The organism is Pseudomonas sp. A39 (assembly GCF_058145955.1).
This window is the reverse complement of sequence record NZ_JBYVMD010000015.1, coordinates 80,553-95,058: the sequence shown is the minus strand read 5'-3', so window position 1 is coordinate 95,058 and position 14,506 is coordinate 80,553. Positions and strand designations below refer to the sequence as shown.

Genomic DNA, 14,506 nt, shown 5'->3' with positions numbered 1-14,506 from the left:
GCGGCATTCCTTATTCTTCACGCTGACCCTAAACAGCGTTGTAAGGGAGAGAGCAGAAGCCGTGCCGCTTTTTATTTATCTTGGTTATTCAATGGGTTGCGCTGAATGCGAGGCAAAATGATGGCCGCACTGTATCAGCCGTGAGACAGCGACCCTTAAAGCCCAGGCTACCCAGCCACTGCACAACCGCTTCACCTCCCTGTATCAGCGTTGAAACACCGGGCATGACAAAACGATGAACGCGCTCACCGTGGGCGGTTCAGGGCAGGGAGCTGTAAAAAAAACGGACACTTCGGACGCGCGCAAGCCTACGCCGGAGGGCGAAGACTCAGCCTTTAGGGGCTTTACGCGGGATGGAGTTGAGTACGGGGTTGCCGTCCTGGTTCTGGGTCAAGTAGACCGGCAGCACCTTGGGCAGGGAGGGCACGAGGTTGTTGACCTCGTTGATGTTGTAGATGCCGCCGATGCGGATCGCCCCGGTGCTGGCGTCGGCCAGCATCACCGGTTTGCTCAGGTAACGATTGATCAGCGGCAACGCATCGGCCAGGGCCAGGTTGTCGAGGATCAGCTTGCCCTGGCGCCAGGCCAGTGCGGTGTCGTCCGGGTTGATCGGCTGCACGCGAGGCGTGGCGTCACCCTGCTGATAGCTGGCCTGCATGCCGGGCGTGAGGGGGACGCTGCCGTGTACCGCGTCGCTGGCGATTTGTACCGAGCCTTCGAGCAGCATCACCCGTACCTGGTCTTCGTATTTCCACACGTTGAACTGGGTACCCGTGACGCGTACCTGGCCATTGCCGGCGCGCACGATAAACGGGTGGGCGTTGTCATGGCTGACCTTGAAGAACGCCTCGCCCTTGTTCAGCGTGACCCGGCGCTGGTCCTTGTAGTTGCTGTAGACCAGCTCGGTGCCGAGGTTGAGTTCCACCTGGCTGCCATCGCCCAGGGTGACCTGGCGTAAACCCGTGGTGGCGTCGAAGCGCTCATAGGAACTGGGCAACCAACCGGCTTCCCAGCCGGTAAAAGCGGCGAGGGGCAGGGCGACCAGGCAAATCGCCGCTGCCACTGCGTAGGTACGCGCCCGGCTGCGGGGCTTGAAGGGCACCACCACTGGCGCAGGTTCGTGGCGTGGCAGGTGATCGGCGACGTCCCAGATTTCGAGCATCGCCGCATATTCAAAGGCATGCAGCGGATGGGCATCGTGCCATTGGGTAAACGCCTGACGTTCGCCCTCCGTGCAGTCAACGGCGTGCATGCGCATGCACCAATGCGCAGCGGCATCGGTGATCGCGTCATATTCGGCTTCTGATAGAGACTGTTCGCGCATTGACCCATCCTGATTTCCGTCATTCTAACTTCACGGGCCCGTGACGAGAACAGCGGTCATGGCGATTGCACATCAATGTTGAACGAATTTAGGCGATACAGCGGTTGAAACCTGCTATATAGCACTCATTCTCATTAATTGGCGTGTCCAGCCTCCTAGGTTCAAGGTGTCGTCGGTATAGGGTCGAGATGGCGTCCCATCTCGCAGATAAGACGAGCGATGGAGTCGGCGTTGCACAGAATCGTGTCAATGCGTGCGTCCGGTGATGTGCTGTCCAGAAACGCGTCGCGCGCATCTTCCACAGTCGTACTGCCCGTGGACTTCTTGACGGCTTTAAAGATGGGATCATCGGAGTCCATAGAGTCGAAGCTCTCCCACATGCCCGAGAAGTCGTTCCAGCGTGAGAACAGCTGGTGACGCGGGGTGGCCAATGACAGGGCTTCGCGCTGTATCTGCTGCAAACTGTCGCGGGCGAGCCTGCCGGTCACGGTCAAGATTTCGATCAGGTCCGAGAACGGCCGGCGTGATTCAGCCGTGCTGATATCGTGGGCGGGCGTGTAGAGATGGGCGAACTCGTGAATCAGCGTGGCCGCTCGCGCATGGCCGTCAATGTCGAACGGTTCGGTCAATAGATGGGTGTATTGGTGCAGTTGTTGATCAAAAAACCGTTCGGTGAAAAACACTTGCTTGCTCTGGTCTTTGGCGATGACGAACGCTATAACGCCTTCAGAGGGATCACTGCCGGTGCCCACCACGAACCGTGAGCTGTTCAACAGATCAAGGCTGGGGTCCACCAAGGCTTTGCACACCGGGATCAGGACTTTTCTCATTTTTTTCAGCATGCTTTCGTCGATGTTGTCGGCGTCGAACAATTGCCTCAGGAACCCCTCCAGGCGGGTACCGGGTGTCAGCTGCTTGAGTTGCACCAGGTTGTGCATGGCGTTGAACGCATAGAAACGCGCCAGATCCAGCGCTTCGATGATTTGCATGGCCTTGGTGGGATACAGCCGGCGAATCTGTTCCATACCCGTCGCTTCGATGTTCAAGAACATCTTGGCGCTAGAGCGGGTCACGTAGCTATTCCCCAACCGCGAGAGCGCTTTTCCGTATTGCAGCCTGTGATTGTGCGGTTCCAGGACCAGACGCTGCAGACGGGTACTGGACACCAGGGGGCCGTCGCTGCCGGGGGCTTTGCCGGCTATTCGCAGTCGCTTGGCGTGTTTGATCGGGTAGACCTTACCTTCCACTGCGCCGTAGAGCGCTTTGCCATCGGAGGTGGCGTAAAGCCCGGTTTTCGGCTGTATGTGCAAGTCCGCCAAGGCTACATCGTTGACTTCGTAGGATTGCAGGCGCGTACGCCTGGGGTCTGTCACGTCGATGTCCGTAAGGGTTGGCGCGATCGGGGCTGCAGGGGTTTTCAGGTCGCGTTCATCCACCTCGTTGAACACCGGCGGTTGCGCCTTGGGCACCGGCGTGCGCACTAATTGCTCCACCGTCGCCATTTGCGCAACACCGAAGATGAACGAGCGCAGTGCATCCTGCCAATGGTGCTGTTGCAGGGCCTCGGCCGAGTCCTTGAACAGGGTGTAGCTCTGCCAGATCAGCAAGGGTAGCTGCAGTTTGCCCGGTAAGAACCTTGCCGCGCGCTGCACACCGCTGCCCAACAGGTGCTTGATGGTGTCCCAGAAGTCTTGGCCATCAGGGTCAAGCTGATGCTCAAGCATGCGTCCCATCACCTGCCGGTTGTCCTGGTACAGCTGTTTGATGGCGTGGCCCTTGATCGGCTGATTGGCCAAGGTGATTTCCGATGTCGCACCTTTGGTACCCGCCAGCAGGTTTTTATACGTGGCCTTGTGCGCACCCAGCAGGTGGGCAACGATCCAGTCTTGCAGCGTGCCGGGTACATTCAGTTGGTTGAGAAACTGCGCCGTGCTCTCGAACTCCTTGAAACACTGGCTTGGGTAGTACGGCGCATAGAGAATCAACGGGCCTGTGGTGCCGGCACTGATCAGATAAAGGCCCAGCGCCTTGGCGATGCTGGCGCGAGGTGTCGCAATCATTTCAAGGGGGCGAATACTCGCCGTGGCACCGTCGACGGCGGCTCGCGCGATGGCGTCCGGCATGTCGAATACCTGGCGAATCAGGATGTAGCCGGCGTCCGATAACTGCTCCTGCAGTTTCAGCGCATGGGCGTGTTGCAACAGCTGCCATGGCAATTGCTGGACGAAACGCCGCTCACGCTCCTGGGCCCCCGGCTGGTCGGTTTCCAGTTTTTCCTTGAGACGGTCCTGACCGTCCTTGGCAATCTTCAAGTTCGCGAGGAGTTGGCGGACAGTCGATTCGGTCAGGGTCTTGGCGCCCGATTCCACGGTGAAGGAACTCGCCTGCTCGTTGATGTGCGCCAGGGCGTAATCGACGAGGTTCTGCCGCTGCCCACCCAACGCAAGTGTTGGCGTTATAAACACGTCTTCGGGGTACAGGGCGTCGTCCACCAGCATGTCGCTGAGCGTGTCGTGGACATGCTGGCGCAACGAGAACAGCTCATACAGGTAGTCTTTCTCATCCAGGGTGTTGCGTCGGTATTGTTCCAGCAACTCGGCATGGTGGCGCTGCTCATCAGGTGGCGCCATGCCCAACCAAGCCGGCAGCGAGCGTTGCGTGACAAAATAATGCGCGAGCTGCGCGGCGCCCTCCAGGGGCGACGCGGGAAGCACGGCTAAACGATTAAAGAATGCCTTGCCGGTCGGCTTCTGTGCCAGCCAATGCGCCCTTTGTGCGATGTAGTGGTCGATCCACGACTGCTGGCGGTTTTCACTGATGGGCTCGGTGATCAGCCAGAACGCTCCCAAGGTATATCTGGCATGGGGCATGCGTTGGCGCGGGTCAAGGTTTTCCAGGAGCGCCAGGCGTGCGTCGGGATCTTCCAGCCGCGCCTTGAGTTGTTCTTTCGCCAGCGACGGGGACGCGAAGCTTTCCAGGCCCCACGCCGGGGTCCAGAGAATCGCGCGGCCCGAGTGATGGTGGTCCAGGCCGCCGCGTTCGGTGAGCATCAGGCAATTGGCCAAGCGGTGGCGCAGGCTTTGCCCTTCACGTTCGACGGTGACGCAGTAGACATCCGGGATGAACCCTTGGAGGTCCTCCCGTCGACGGCGGTCGGGGGTGTCGCTGTCAAAAACGGCCTGGATGATCGACTCGTCCCTGGCGTCCAAGCTCTTGTTCAGGCGCCGCAGGTGCGCCTGGCTCAATATCGCCTTGGACATCATGTCGCCCATCAGCGGCAACAGGCTTTCAAGGCGTGCACGGGGAATGTCGCCGATGTCCTGGTGTTTAAAATGAGTCAGCACGCCCTCGACCATCCGATTGAGGGCCTTGACGTCCAGGTTGGACAGTTTCTCGGCATGATTGCCGTTGCGTGGCTGATAAACGCCGTAATGACGGGTCTCGGGAACCGGTCCGAGACCTTCGGCCAGGCGGCCGATAAAATGATCTTCCAGGCTTTGGCTTTCCAGAGGCAACGCCACGGCACGCTGGTCGGCGCTGTCAGCGTAGCGATTGATGAATACCCGTGCCGGATCGAGCTGTTGGCGCTCACGCTGTCTCAAGTTATCGATCAGCGGGTCCATGACCGAGGGCAATGGCTTCATCAGGTCTTCGAGTGCCTTTGGGATATCAATCAGTTGTTTGTACAGCCGTTCTGCGCGCTTGGCGGCGGCCGACACCGGCCGCGTGGGGTCGGCCAATACGGAGTGAGTGGTCCAGCGCTGTGCGCTGTCCAGCGCCAGAAGCCGGTCGTCGACCATGAAGCGCACGTCCAGGGCATGGTCCAGCAGCGCCGAGAGGTTGATATCGCCGCGTTCGCGACGGAACTGGCCGAGCACATAGATCAGGTTGTTTACCTGCTTATCAATGATGCGTTCCATCAAGTGTTCGAACACGTTGCCGACGATGAGATTGCCGGTGACCTGAGGCTCGGTAAAGCCGATAAACAGCAGGCGCTCCTCCAGGGACATAAAGTTGTAGACATCGTCTTCATAGGCGGGCGCCTTCACCATCGCCTTCAAGGTCTGGATCAGGTCGGCGTGGTCGGCCAGCACTTGCAGCCCCTTGGGCGGCGAGTAAAACCAAGTGTGGGCGTTGCCAATCATCACGCAACTGGTCAACTCGACACCATGCGCCGCGTGTTCCCAGAACCGCACGGTCTCCCAGCGCAGCCCGCCACTGCCCTGAGCGCGCGGAGCACCGTCAGGGAGGAACAGGGCGGCCAGTTCATCCGCTTCTTCAGGGGTGATGATCGCGTCCTGGCGTTTGAGCAGTAGATCGATCCGGGCCTTGTGCGCCATCGTTTGTGCCAGGAATGTGCGACGCGAGGTGCCGTGTGGCGTGTCGGTGTTCCAGAAAGTCTCCAAGGTGTTTTGCAAGAACGACGACAACTGCCGTGACGCCTGTTCCAGGCCGTTTTCCCACGGGGTCAGTGCTTTGGATACGGGGGTGTATTGGGGATGGAAAAACTCACGTGTCTGCCCCACGGGCCAAGCCTGCTGACGATAGCGCAACAGCAGTGCATCGGTGATCGGCAGCGAATTGACCCATTGTCGAGGTTCACCGTCGGTGGACCCCACCTTGAAAAAGTTGACCCGCGCGCGGCTGGGGTCGAGCGTGGGCAGGAGTGGGCGAAACACGCTTTTGAGCAGGTCCTGAAGCATCGTCTCCAGGCTGGGCAGTTTAACCAGCTCGGCGAGCACCGCCTGCAGGTTGAGCGTTTGCTGGTGGTCCAGGGCTTTTTTTTGCGCCTGGAAAACATCCTGTGCAATATCCTCGGCCGTCAGCACCAGGCGGTTGTCCAGGATCAAGCCGGCGCGTGTGCCCAACGCGATGAACTGCAACAGGTCATCCGCTTGTGTGGCGTCCCTGAGTCGTTCGGTCAGCTCGACGAGCAAGCGTGCACGGTTATCGAACTTCTCCAAACCTCCGTAGGGCGTATAGAGAAACGCCGGGGTGTAGTCGCCTGTCGAACTCATCATGAAGCTGCCCGCCAACTCCAGCGCCGACGGGGTGTTTTTGTTCAGCCAGAGGGCTTGGGCGATCATTGGCGGTTCTTGCGCGCGTCGCGTGGCGTCGGTGGCGAATGACAGGTTGCGCAGAAACCCGATGTCCTTGGCGGTGATGCTGAAGTGCCGTTCGCGTTCGCGTTCCTTCCAGCCTGTGCGCAAGGCTTCGGTAAAAAAGTAAGGCGGTTGTACCTGGCTCATGAGGCGTTCCTTAAAGACGTTCAGACGGTGCGACGGCCCCGTCCGGTGAGTCTTGAGGCTAAAGCGCGGTACAGCGGCCCGGCAGTAGATATGTCTGGTGCGCGCGGCGCGCGGTGGTCGACAGCCGCGAGGGAAACCCTGTTTAATCGAGGGTGCCGATTGTTCGTACGCAGTTGCCGATTCCAATAATTAAACGGGAGCTACAGATGTCAGCATCGCCTTTGGATCAAGAACCTTCGCTCACGCGGCTCAGCAGTGCGCAGTTGACCCAGCTGTTGCGGCGGATCTTTATCCGCCACGGCACCTCTGAAACAGTGGCCCAGGTATTGGCCGAAAACTGCGCCAACGCCGAGCGCGACGGTGCCCATAGCCATGGGGTGTTCCGCATCCCCGGTTATGTGTCGACGCTGGACAGTGGTTGGGTCAACGGCAAGGCGGTGCCCATCGTTGAAGACGTCGCCAGTGGGTTTGTGCGGGTCGATGCGGCCAATGGTTTTGCACAGCCGGCGCTGCACGCCGCGCGCGCGCTGCTGGTGGACAAGGCACGCAGCGCCGGGATTGCGGTGCTGGCGATCCGAAACTCCCATCACTTCGCCGCCCTTTGGCCGGATGTCGAGCCGTTTGCCGAAGAAGGCCTTGTCGCGCTCAGCGTGGTCAACAGCATGACCTGCGTGGTGCCGCATGGCGCCGACCGGCCGCTGTTTGGCACCAACCCGATTGCATTCGCTGCGCCCCGTGCCGACGGGCCACCGTTGGTGTTCGACCTGGCCACCAGCGCAATCGCCCACGGCGACGTGCAGATCGCCGCGCGCAAGGGTGAACGTTTGCCACTGGGCATGGGCGTGAACAGCCTCGGCCAGCCCACCCAAGACCCGAAAGCCATCCTTGAGGGGGGCGCCTTGCTGCCCTTCGGCGGGCACAAAGGCTCGGCGTTGTCGATGATGGTCGAACTGCTGGCTGCAGCGCTGACCGGGGGTAATTTTTCGTTCGAGTTTGATTGGTCAGGCCACCCAGGCGCCAGGACGCCGTGGACCGGACAGCTGGTGATTCTGATCGACCCCAGCAAATCGGCCGGGCAGGGCTTTGCCGAACGCAGCCAGGAATTGGTGCGCCAGATGCACGGCGTGGGGCTCAAGCGTCTGCCGGGTGACCGACGTCATCGCCAGCGAGAAAAATCCAAGGAAAACGGGATCGCCATTGGCGCCGAAGATGTGGCGAACTTGTACCGATTGGCGGGGGAATGATGCACATGATCGCGAGGGCGCCGGGCGGCACCCTCGCGGGCAAACGTGGATCAGTTACGGCGGCCCAACAACAGGCCGACCACTAGGCCAAAGCCTGCGGAAATGGCCACGGTCTGCCATGGATGGCCACCGATGTAGGTTTCGGTCGCATCGACCACAGGCTTGCTGCGCTCGCGCACATTGGACACCGAGTCCAGGGCTTGCTTGAGCTTGATGGCGACCTGCTCGCGCAGGGTTTCGCCTTCTTCGCCCACCAGGGAGGCGCTGCTCTTGAGCAGTTTGTCCGATTCCTCGATCAGTGCAGTCAGCTCACTGAACGCTTGATCCTTGATTTGTTCTTCGACGGCTTGCGCGGCAGATTTACGGGCCATTGTGTGACTCCTTGCAGGTAAAGGTGGCAGTGAACAATGGAGTCTCGGGCTGAGGCAAAAGTTGCAGTTTTTTTGCCCGGCAGCCTTTTCAGCTGCAATCCGAATCAAGAAATTTCGACCTACAGTGTAAGATGTCGCCTATTTGTGCAGCAGGTAATTCAACATGAGCTTCAATCTGGCCAACAAGACCCTCGCCGAACGCGCCGAGCTGGAAGATGAAAAGTCCCGTCTCTACGACCTGTGGCAAACCAACTTGGGCAAGGCCAAGGGTGAGGCGGCTCGGTTGTTCGGCGAGCGTGCCAAACGCAAGGGCAAGTGGGCCGAATGGGTCCGTGCGGAGCTGGACGGCATGTCGCCGCCGGAGTTCTCCAACATGGTGCGCAGTGAGGTCAACAAGTTGATGGCGGCGGCGAAGTAAAGCTGGCGACAATCGCCTCGCGCACTTTGAGCAGCATCGGATCCAGTTGGGCCTGGGTCAGCCACCCCAGTTCCACCGGGTAACGCGGCAGTGCCAGCGGGCAGGGCAGTGTGCGCAAGCCTGTCAGGCTGGCGATGGCCTCGGCGGCATGCCCCGGAATGGTCGCCACTGCCTGGCTGCCCTTGAGCAGAAATGCCAGCGCGGCAAAGTGGCTGGTCGACGCACACACCTGGCGGCTCAGCCCCAGCGCCGCGAGCCCCTCATCGGTAATCCCGACAAACCCGCCTGACGACACCAGCACATGCTCGCGTGTCACGAACTCGTCCAGGCTGATGCCTTGCTGGCCCGGCGCCAGGCTGTTGGGGTCGACCAGGCAAGCGTAATCGCCTTCTCCCAGCACCCGCCGACTCAGCCGGCGTTCGGCAAAACCTCCCGCCGTGATCGCCATATCCAGGCTGCGATCAAGCAGGGCGTTGCCGACGATCTGGCTGTGGGTCTGACGGAAAATCACCCGCAGTTTCGGCAGGCGCTGCGCGATGGCCTCCATCAGTCGGCGGCCGTAAGCGATCTCGAAATCATCCGACAACCCCACCACCACGGAGCGGCCCTGATAGTGCGGGGTTTGTGGATCGATCATCGCCAGGCTTTGCCGACAACGGTCCAGCGCTTCGCTGATCACCGGTTTCAACTGATTGGCGCGCAAGGTCGGCGCCAGGCCCCGGCCGGTGCGCACAAACAGCGGGTCGCCATACACATCGCGCAAACGCCGCAGGCCGGCACTGATCGCCGATTGCGTCACACCCAGGCGCAGCGCCGCACGACTGGCACTGGACTCATCGTGCAGGGCCTCGAAGGTTTTCAGTAAGTTCAGGTCAACGTTTGCGATATTCATGTGGCTCATATCATTCAGCATTGAAGTGGGCTTTATTCATGATCGAGGCTGGCCGGAGAATGGGCAACCCTATTATTCGGAGTGTGTGTGATGCCTGTTTCTACTGTGGCCGCTTTACAGATAGGCGCGTTGCCGGGTGGCAAGGCCGAGACCTTGGCGCAAATCCTTGGCTACGAGGCGGAGATCCTGCGCAGTGGCGCGCAATTGGTGGTGATGCCCGAGGCGCTGCTCGGTGGCTATCCCAAAGGCGAAAGCTTCGGCACGCAACTGGGTTATCGCCTGCCCGAAGGCCGCGAAGCCTATGCGCGCTACTTTGCCAACGCGATCGACGTACCCGGCGTGGAGACCGAGGCGCTGGCCGGTTTGTCCGCCCGTACCGGCGCCAGCCTGGTACTCGGCGTGATCGAGCGCAGCGGCAGCACCCTCTACTGCACGGTGTTGTACTTCGAACCCATCGGTGGCTTGGTGGCCAAGCACCGCAAGCTGATGCCCACCGGCACCGAGCGGTTGATCTGGGGCAAGGGCGATGGCTCGACGTTGCCGGTGATCGACGCGGCGGTGGGGCGTATCGGCGGTGCGGTGTGCTGGGAAAACATGATGCCGCTGCTGCGCACGGCAATGTACGCCAAGGGCGTAGAGGTCTGGTGCGCGCCGACCGTGGACGAGCGCGAGATGTGGCAAGTGAGCATGCGCCATGTCGCTCATGAAGGCCGCTGTTTTGTGGTGAGTGCGTGCCAGGTGCAGGCGTCGCCGCAGGCGTTGGGCGTCGAGGTTGCCAACTGGCCGGCTGAGCGCCCGTTGATCGCCGGTGGCAGCGTGATCATCGGCCCCATGGGCGACATCCTCGCCGGACCGTTGCAGGGCGAAGCCGGGCTGCTGACGGCGCAGATCAACACGGACGACCTGGTGCGTGCGCGTTACGACTATGACGTGGTGGGCCACTACGCTCGGCCGGATGTGTTCGAGTTGATCGTGGATGAGCGCGCCAAGCCGGGCGTGCGCTCTATCACTGACTGACACACGGTCGAAATGTGGGAGGGGGGTGAGCCCTGATGCCAGTCACTTAAGGGCGAATAGTGTACCTGTGGCGAGGGAGCTTGCTCCCGTTGGACTGCGCAGCAGTCCCAGTCTTTCAAGTAAAGAGCCGGGGCCGCTTCGCGGCCCAACGGGAGCAAGCTCCCTCGCCACAGGTTACACAAGATCGATTTCAGGCGGCTTTACCACGTCGCGGTGTTCGGCAGGTCCAGCGTCCCACGGTCGACGAAGCGCATCGTACCGAGCAGCCCGCCCGCCAGTTTGCCTCGCAGCACGTAGGGCAGGTTGTTCAAGCTTTGGGTCTGGCTCAGGCCCAGGGTCTGACGTAACACGGAGAATGCCGAAACACTGACCGGCACCGTCAGAACCGTCTCGGAAAAGCGTGGAATGGAGCCGCTCTGATCACTCACACCTGACGCCAGCGGCCGGCCATTGACCTCCAGGTCCAGGGCCACGCCGTTGTAGTCGATTGCCGTTTCATTGGGGTTCTGCACCCGCAGCTTCACGGCGAAGCGCACTTCCAAGTCCTGGCTTTGCAGGGGCTCGATGCCCACCACGTTGATATTCACCGGGTCGCGGTTGGGGAACAGGGCGCAGGCGCTCAGGGTCAGCAGCAACAGCGATAGAACCATGAGCTTGCGCATCTAAAAGTGCTCCTATTTCGTGACGTCCGGGTCCTGCATGACTTTGAGGGTAGAGGACTCCGGATCAAATTCATCTTCTTCCAGCTCTATGAACTCTTCCGGCAGGAAAATGTTCAGCAGGATTGCACAGAACGCGCCCACGGTGATCGGCGATTCAAAGATGTTATGCAGCGCCTTGGGCAGCTCGCGCAGCACTTCCGGCACGGCGGCGACACCCAGGCCCATGCCGAGGGAGATCGCCACGATCAGCACATTGCGCCGGTGCAGCCCGGCTTCGGCGAGGATCTTGATCCCGGCCACGGCCACGGTGCCGAACATGATCAACGTGGCGCCGCCCAGCACCGGCTTGGGCATCAGTTGCAACACCGCCCCGATCATCGGGAACAGGCCCAGCAGCACCAGTAGGCCGGCGATAAAGTACGCCACGTAGCGGCTGGCCACGCCGGTCAACTGGATCACGCCGTTGTTCTGGGCGAAGGTCACCATCGGCAGGCTGTTGAAGGTGGCGGCCATCGCCGAGTTGAGGCCGTCGGCCAGCAGGCCGGACTTGATGCGCTTGATGTACAGAGGGCCCTTGACCGGCTGCTGCGAAATCATCGAGTTGGCGGTCAGGTCACCGGCCGCTTCCAGGGGCGAGATCAGGAAGATCACCGCCACCGGGATAAACGCCACCCAGTCGAACGAGAAACCGTACTTGAACGGCACCGGCACGCTGATCAATGGCACCTGGGGCAACGCCGCCATGTCCACACGGCCCAACAGCCAGGCCACAACAAAGCCCAACGTCAGGCCAATCACGATTGAACCCAGGCGCAGGAACGGGTTGTTGAAGCGGTTGAGCACCACGATCGTCAGCAGCACCAGCGCCGCCAGCCCCATATTGCTCGCGGCGCCGAGGTCGCTGGCGCCAAAGCCGCCGGCCATGTCGGTGACCGCCACCTTGATCAACGACAAGCCCATCAAGGTAATGATGGTGCCGGTGACCACCGGGGTGATCAGCTTGCGCAGCTTGCCGATGAACTGGCTGAGCGCCACTTCGATAAAGGCGGCGAAAAAGCAGATGCCGAAAATCGTCGAGAGGATCTCATCGGTGCCGCCGCCGCGGGCCTTGACCATGAAGCCCGCGCTGAGAATCACACTGATAAAGGAAAAACTGGTGCCCTGCAGGCACAGCAACCCGGAGCCGATCGGACCGAATGTGCGCGCCTGCACGAAGGTCCCGAGCCCCGACACAAACAGCGCCATGCTCACCAGGTACGGCACTTCGCTTTCCAGGCCGAGTACGCCACCGACGATCAGCGTGGGGGTGATGATGCCGACAAAACTGGCCAGCACATGCTGCAACGCGGCAAAAACCGCTGCGGTGAAGTGCGGGCGGTCTTCCAGGCCGTAGATCAAGTCGGATTTATAGCGCGGGCGGGGGGCTTGAGCGTCAGACAAAATGCGGGCTCGGGTCAGAAAAGGGAGGCGCAGGATGCCAGAAACTGCCTATGCTCAGAAGTGTAAATAAATATTTATAAACCCCCTGCGCAAAATCCAAGGCCCGGCCGATAACGCTTATAGGCCCACATTCCAATGACAACAGTGGTGACCAAGGTCTGGGCAGCGCGTTGACGCTGACGGATCGTTTCGCGGCAGGGACGCTCGCAAACACAATTTCTGAGAGCACCCCGCCTATGTCCCTCCGTCAGCTGAATATTGCCCCTCGAGCGTTTCTCGGTTTCGCCTTCATTGCGTTGTTAGTGATTTTACTGGGGGTGTTTGCGGTCAACCGCATGACGCAGATCCGTCAGTCCTCGGTGGACATGAGCGCCACGCAACTGCCTAGCGTGACCTTCCTCGGCAACATCACGGAAAACGTATTGCGCCTGCGCATCCTGTCGTTCCGTGTACTGGTCAACCGCGAACCCGCCGGCCTGCAGGAAGCCGAAACCCGCATCGGCGTGCTGGCGGACAAGGTGAAAACCGCCCAGGCCAGCTATGCGGCGTTGCCTATGGGGACGGAGGAGGCGGCGCTGTACAAGACGTTTGTCACCACCCTGGACAACTACCTCAAGGCCCAGGCCGATATGCTGGTGCTGTCCAAGCAAGGCAAGGTGGATGAAATGCGCGCCTTGATCAATACACGGATCAAGGACGGCACCGACCAGATGGGCGAGCAGTTGAACAAACTGATCGCCCTCAATGCGGCGGATGCCAAGCAAGCCGACGCTGAAGCCGGGCAGAGTTACCAGGGCGCCATCACCGGCGTCATCGTGGTCTCGGTGGCCGCCGCATTGCTCACCGTGTTGCTGGCCTGGTTGCTCACCCGCAGCATCGTCACCCCACTGCGCAAAGCCGTGGAAGTGGCCGAAACCATCGCCGGTGGCAACCTGAGCAAAACCATCGAAGACGACGGCAAGGACGAACCGGCGCGGTTGCTCAGTGCCTTGTCCACCATGCAAGCCAACTTGCGCCAGACCATCCAGCACATCGCCGGATCGGCCACCCAGTTGGCGTCTGCGGCTGAAGAGCTGAGCGCGGTCACCGAAGAGGCCTCCAAAGGCTTGCAGCAACAGAACAATGAAATCGACCAGGCGGCCACGGCGGTCAACGAGATGACGGCGGCCGTGGAGGAGGTGGCACGCAATGCGGTGTCGACTTCCGAAGCGTCCGGGCAGTCCAACCAAGCTGCGCGCGAAGGCCGCGACCGCGTGATGGAAACCGTCGGCGCGATCCAGACCATGACCCTGGACGTGCAGAACACGGCGGCGATGATCGAAGGCCTGGCCACCCAAGGCCGTGACATCGGCAAAGTGCTGGACGTGATCCGCGCGATTGCCGAGCAAACCAACCTGCTGGCGCTCAACGCCGCCATCGAAGCGGCACGTGCCGGTGAAGCCGGGCGTGGGTTTGCGGTGGTCGCCGACGAAGTGCGGGCCCTGGCCCATCGCACCGCGCAGTCGACCCAGGAGATCGAGAAAATGGTCGCCGGTATCCAGAACGGCACCGGTGAAGCCGTGCAGTCCATGCAGCAGAGCAACCAGCGCACCCAGGGCACCCTGGAAATGGCCCGCGCCGCCGGCGTCGCCTTGGAGCAGATCACGCAGTCCATCAGCCTGATCAACGAACGCAACCTGGTGATTGCCAGCGCGTCGGAAGAACAGGCCCAGGTTTCCCGTGAAGTTGACCGCAACCTGGTGAACATCCGCGACCTGGCGACTCAGTCGGCGGCGGGTGCCAACCAGACCAGCGCGGCCAGCCATGAGCTGTCGCGGCTGGCGGTGGATTTGAATGGGATGGTGGCGCGGTTTGTGATCTGAATGCGTCAGGAACCTGCTTTTTGTAGT

The 14,506-nt window shown here is 61.0% G+C and carries 10 protein-coding genes; 4 read left to right on the top strand and 6 right to left on the bottom strand.

Annotated elements, in window-relative coordinates; all coding sequences use genetic code 11:
• Positions 1–328 precede the first annotated feature (328 nt).
• Positions 329–1,324: a FecR family protein gene (locus AC3ZU9_RS14300; protein WP_046033784.1), complete on the bottom strand. Its 996-nt coding sequence runs from the start codon at positions 1,322–1,324 to the stop codon at positions 329–331.
• Between the two features lie 161 nt (positions 1,325–1,485).
• A complete protein-coding gene (locus tag AC3ZU9_RS14295; protein WP_490090881.1) occupies positions 1,486–6,573 on the bottom strand; it encodes a dermonecrotic toxin domain-containing protein in 5,088 nt (1,695 codons plus the stop codon).
• Between the two features lie 206 nt (positions 6,574–6,779).
• Here AC3ZU9_RS14295 and AC3ZU9_RS14290 point away from each other — a divergent pair, with 206 nt between their 5' ends.
• Positions 6,780–7,817 (top strand): Ldh family oxidoreductase, encoded by a 1,038-nt coding sequence (locus tag AC3ZU9_RS14290; RefSeq protein ID WP_490090880.1) that lies wholly within the window; start codon positions 6,780–6,782, stop codon positions 7,815–7,817.
• Positions 7,818–7,867: 50 nt separating this feature from the next.
• Here AC3ZU9_RS14290 and AC3ZU9_RS14285 read toward each other — a convergent pair whose 3' ends face one another.
• Entirely contained in the window at positions 7,868–8,188 is a 321-nt protein-coding gene (locus tag AC3ZU9_RS14285; protein WP_010172915.1) for an ElaB/YgaM/YqjD family protein, read from the bottom strand.
• 163 nt (positions 8,189–8,351) lie between these two features.
• Here AC3ZU9_RS14285 and AC3ZU9_RS14280 point away from each other — a divergent pair, with 163 nt between their 5' ends.
• Entirely contained in the window at positions 8,352–8,606 is a 255-nt protein-coding gene (locus AC3ZU9_RS14280; RefSeq protein WP_003190904.1) for a hypothetical protein, read from the top strand.
• Here AC3ZU9_RS14280 and AC3ZU9_RS14275 read toward each other — a convergent pair.
• The gene (locus AC3ZU9_RS14275) at positions 8,578–9,498 is read right to left on the bottom strand and encodes a LysR family transcriptional regulator (protein ID WP_093545455.1); all 921 of its coding nucleotides are present in this window, start codon (positions 9,496–9,498) and stop codon (positions 8,578–8,580) included. The genes AC3ZU9_RS14280 and AC3ZU9_RS14275 overlap by 29 nt on opposite strands.
• 90 nt (positions 9,499–9,588) lie before the next feature.
• Between AC3ZU9_RS14275 and AC3ZU9_RS14270 the strand changes: the two genes are divergently transcribed.
• Positions 9,589–10,515, top strand: a complete 927-nt coding sequence (locus AC3ZU9_RS14270; protein ID WP_093545369.1) for a carbon-nitrogen hydrolase family protein — start codon at positions 9,589–9,591, stop codon at positions 10,513–10,515.
• Between the two features lie 200 nt (positions 10,516–10,715).
• Here AC3ZU9_RS14270 and AC3ZU9_RS14265 read toward each other — a convergent pair whose 3' ends face one another.
• Together AC3ZU9_RS14265 and AC3ZU9_RS14260 are read right to left on the bottom strand one after the other, a co-directional pair.
• Positions 10,716–11,177 carry an LEA/WHy family protein gene (locus tag AC3ZU9_RS14265; RefSeq protein ID WP_122810653.1) on the bottom strand — a complete coding sequence of 154 codons (462 nt, stop codon included), beginning with the start codon at positions 11,175–11,177 and terminating at the stop codon, positions 10,716–10,718.
• Between the two features lie 12 nt (positions 11,178–11,189).
• The gene (locus tag AC3ZU9_RS14260; RefSeq protein WP_012723898.1) at positions 11,190–12,617 is read right to left on the bottom strand and encodes a nucleobase:cation symporter-2 family protein; all 1,428 of its coding nucleotides are present in this window, start codon (positions 12,615–12,617) and stop codon (positions 11,190–11,192) included.
• Between the two features lie 236 nt (positions 12,618–12,853).
• On the opposite strand from AC3ZU9_RS14260, the gene AC3ZU9_RS14255 reads away from it, so the two are divergent.
• Entirely contained in the window at positions 12,854–14,479 is a 1,626-nt protein-coding gene (locus tag AC3ZU9_RS14255; protein WP_102060387.1) for a methyl-accepting chemotaxis protein, read from the top strand.
• Positions 14,480–14,506 lie beyond the last annotated feature (27 nt).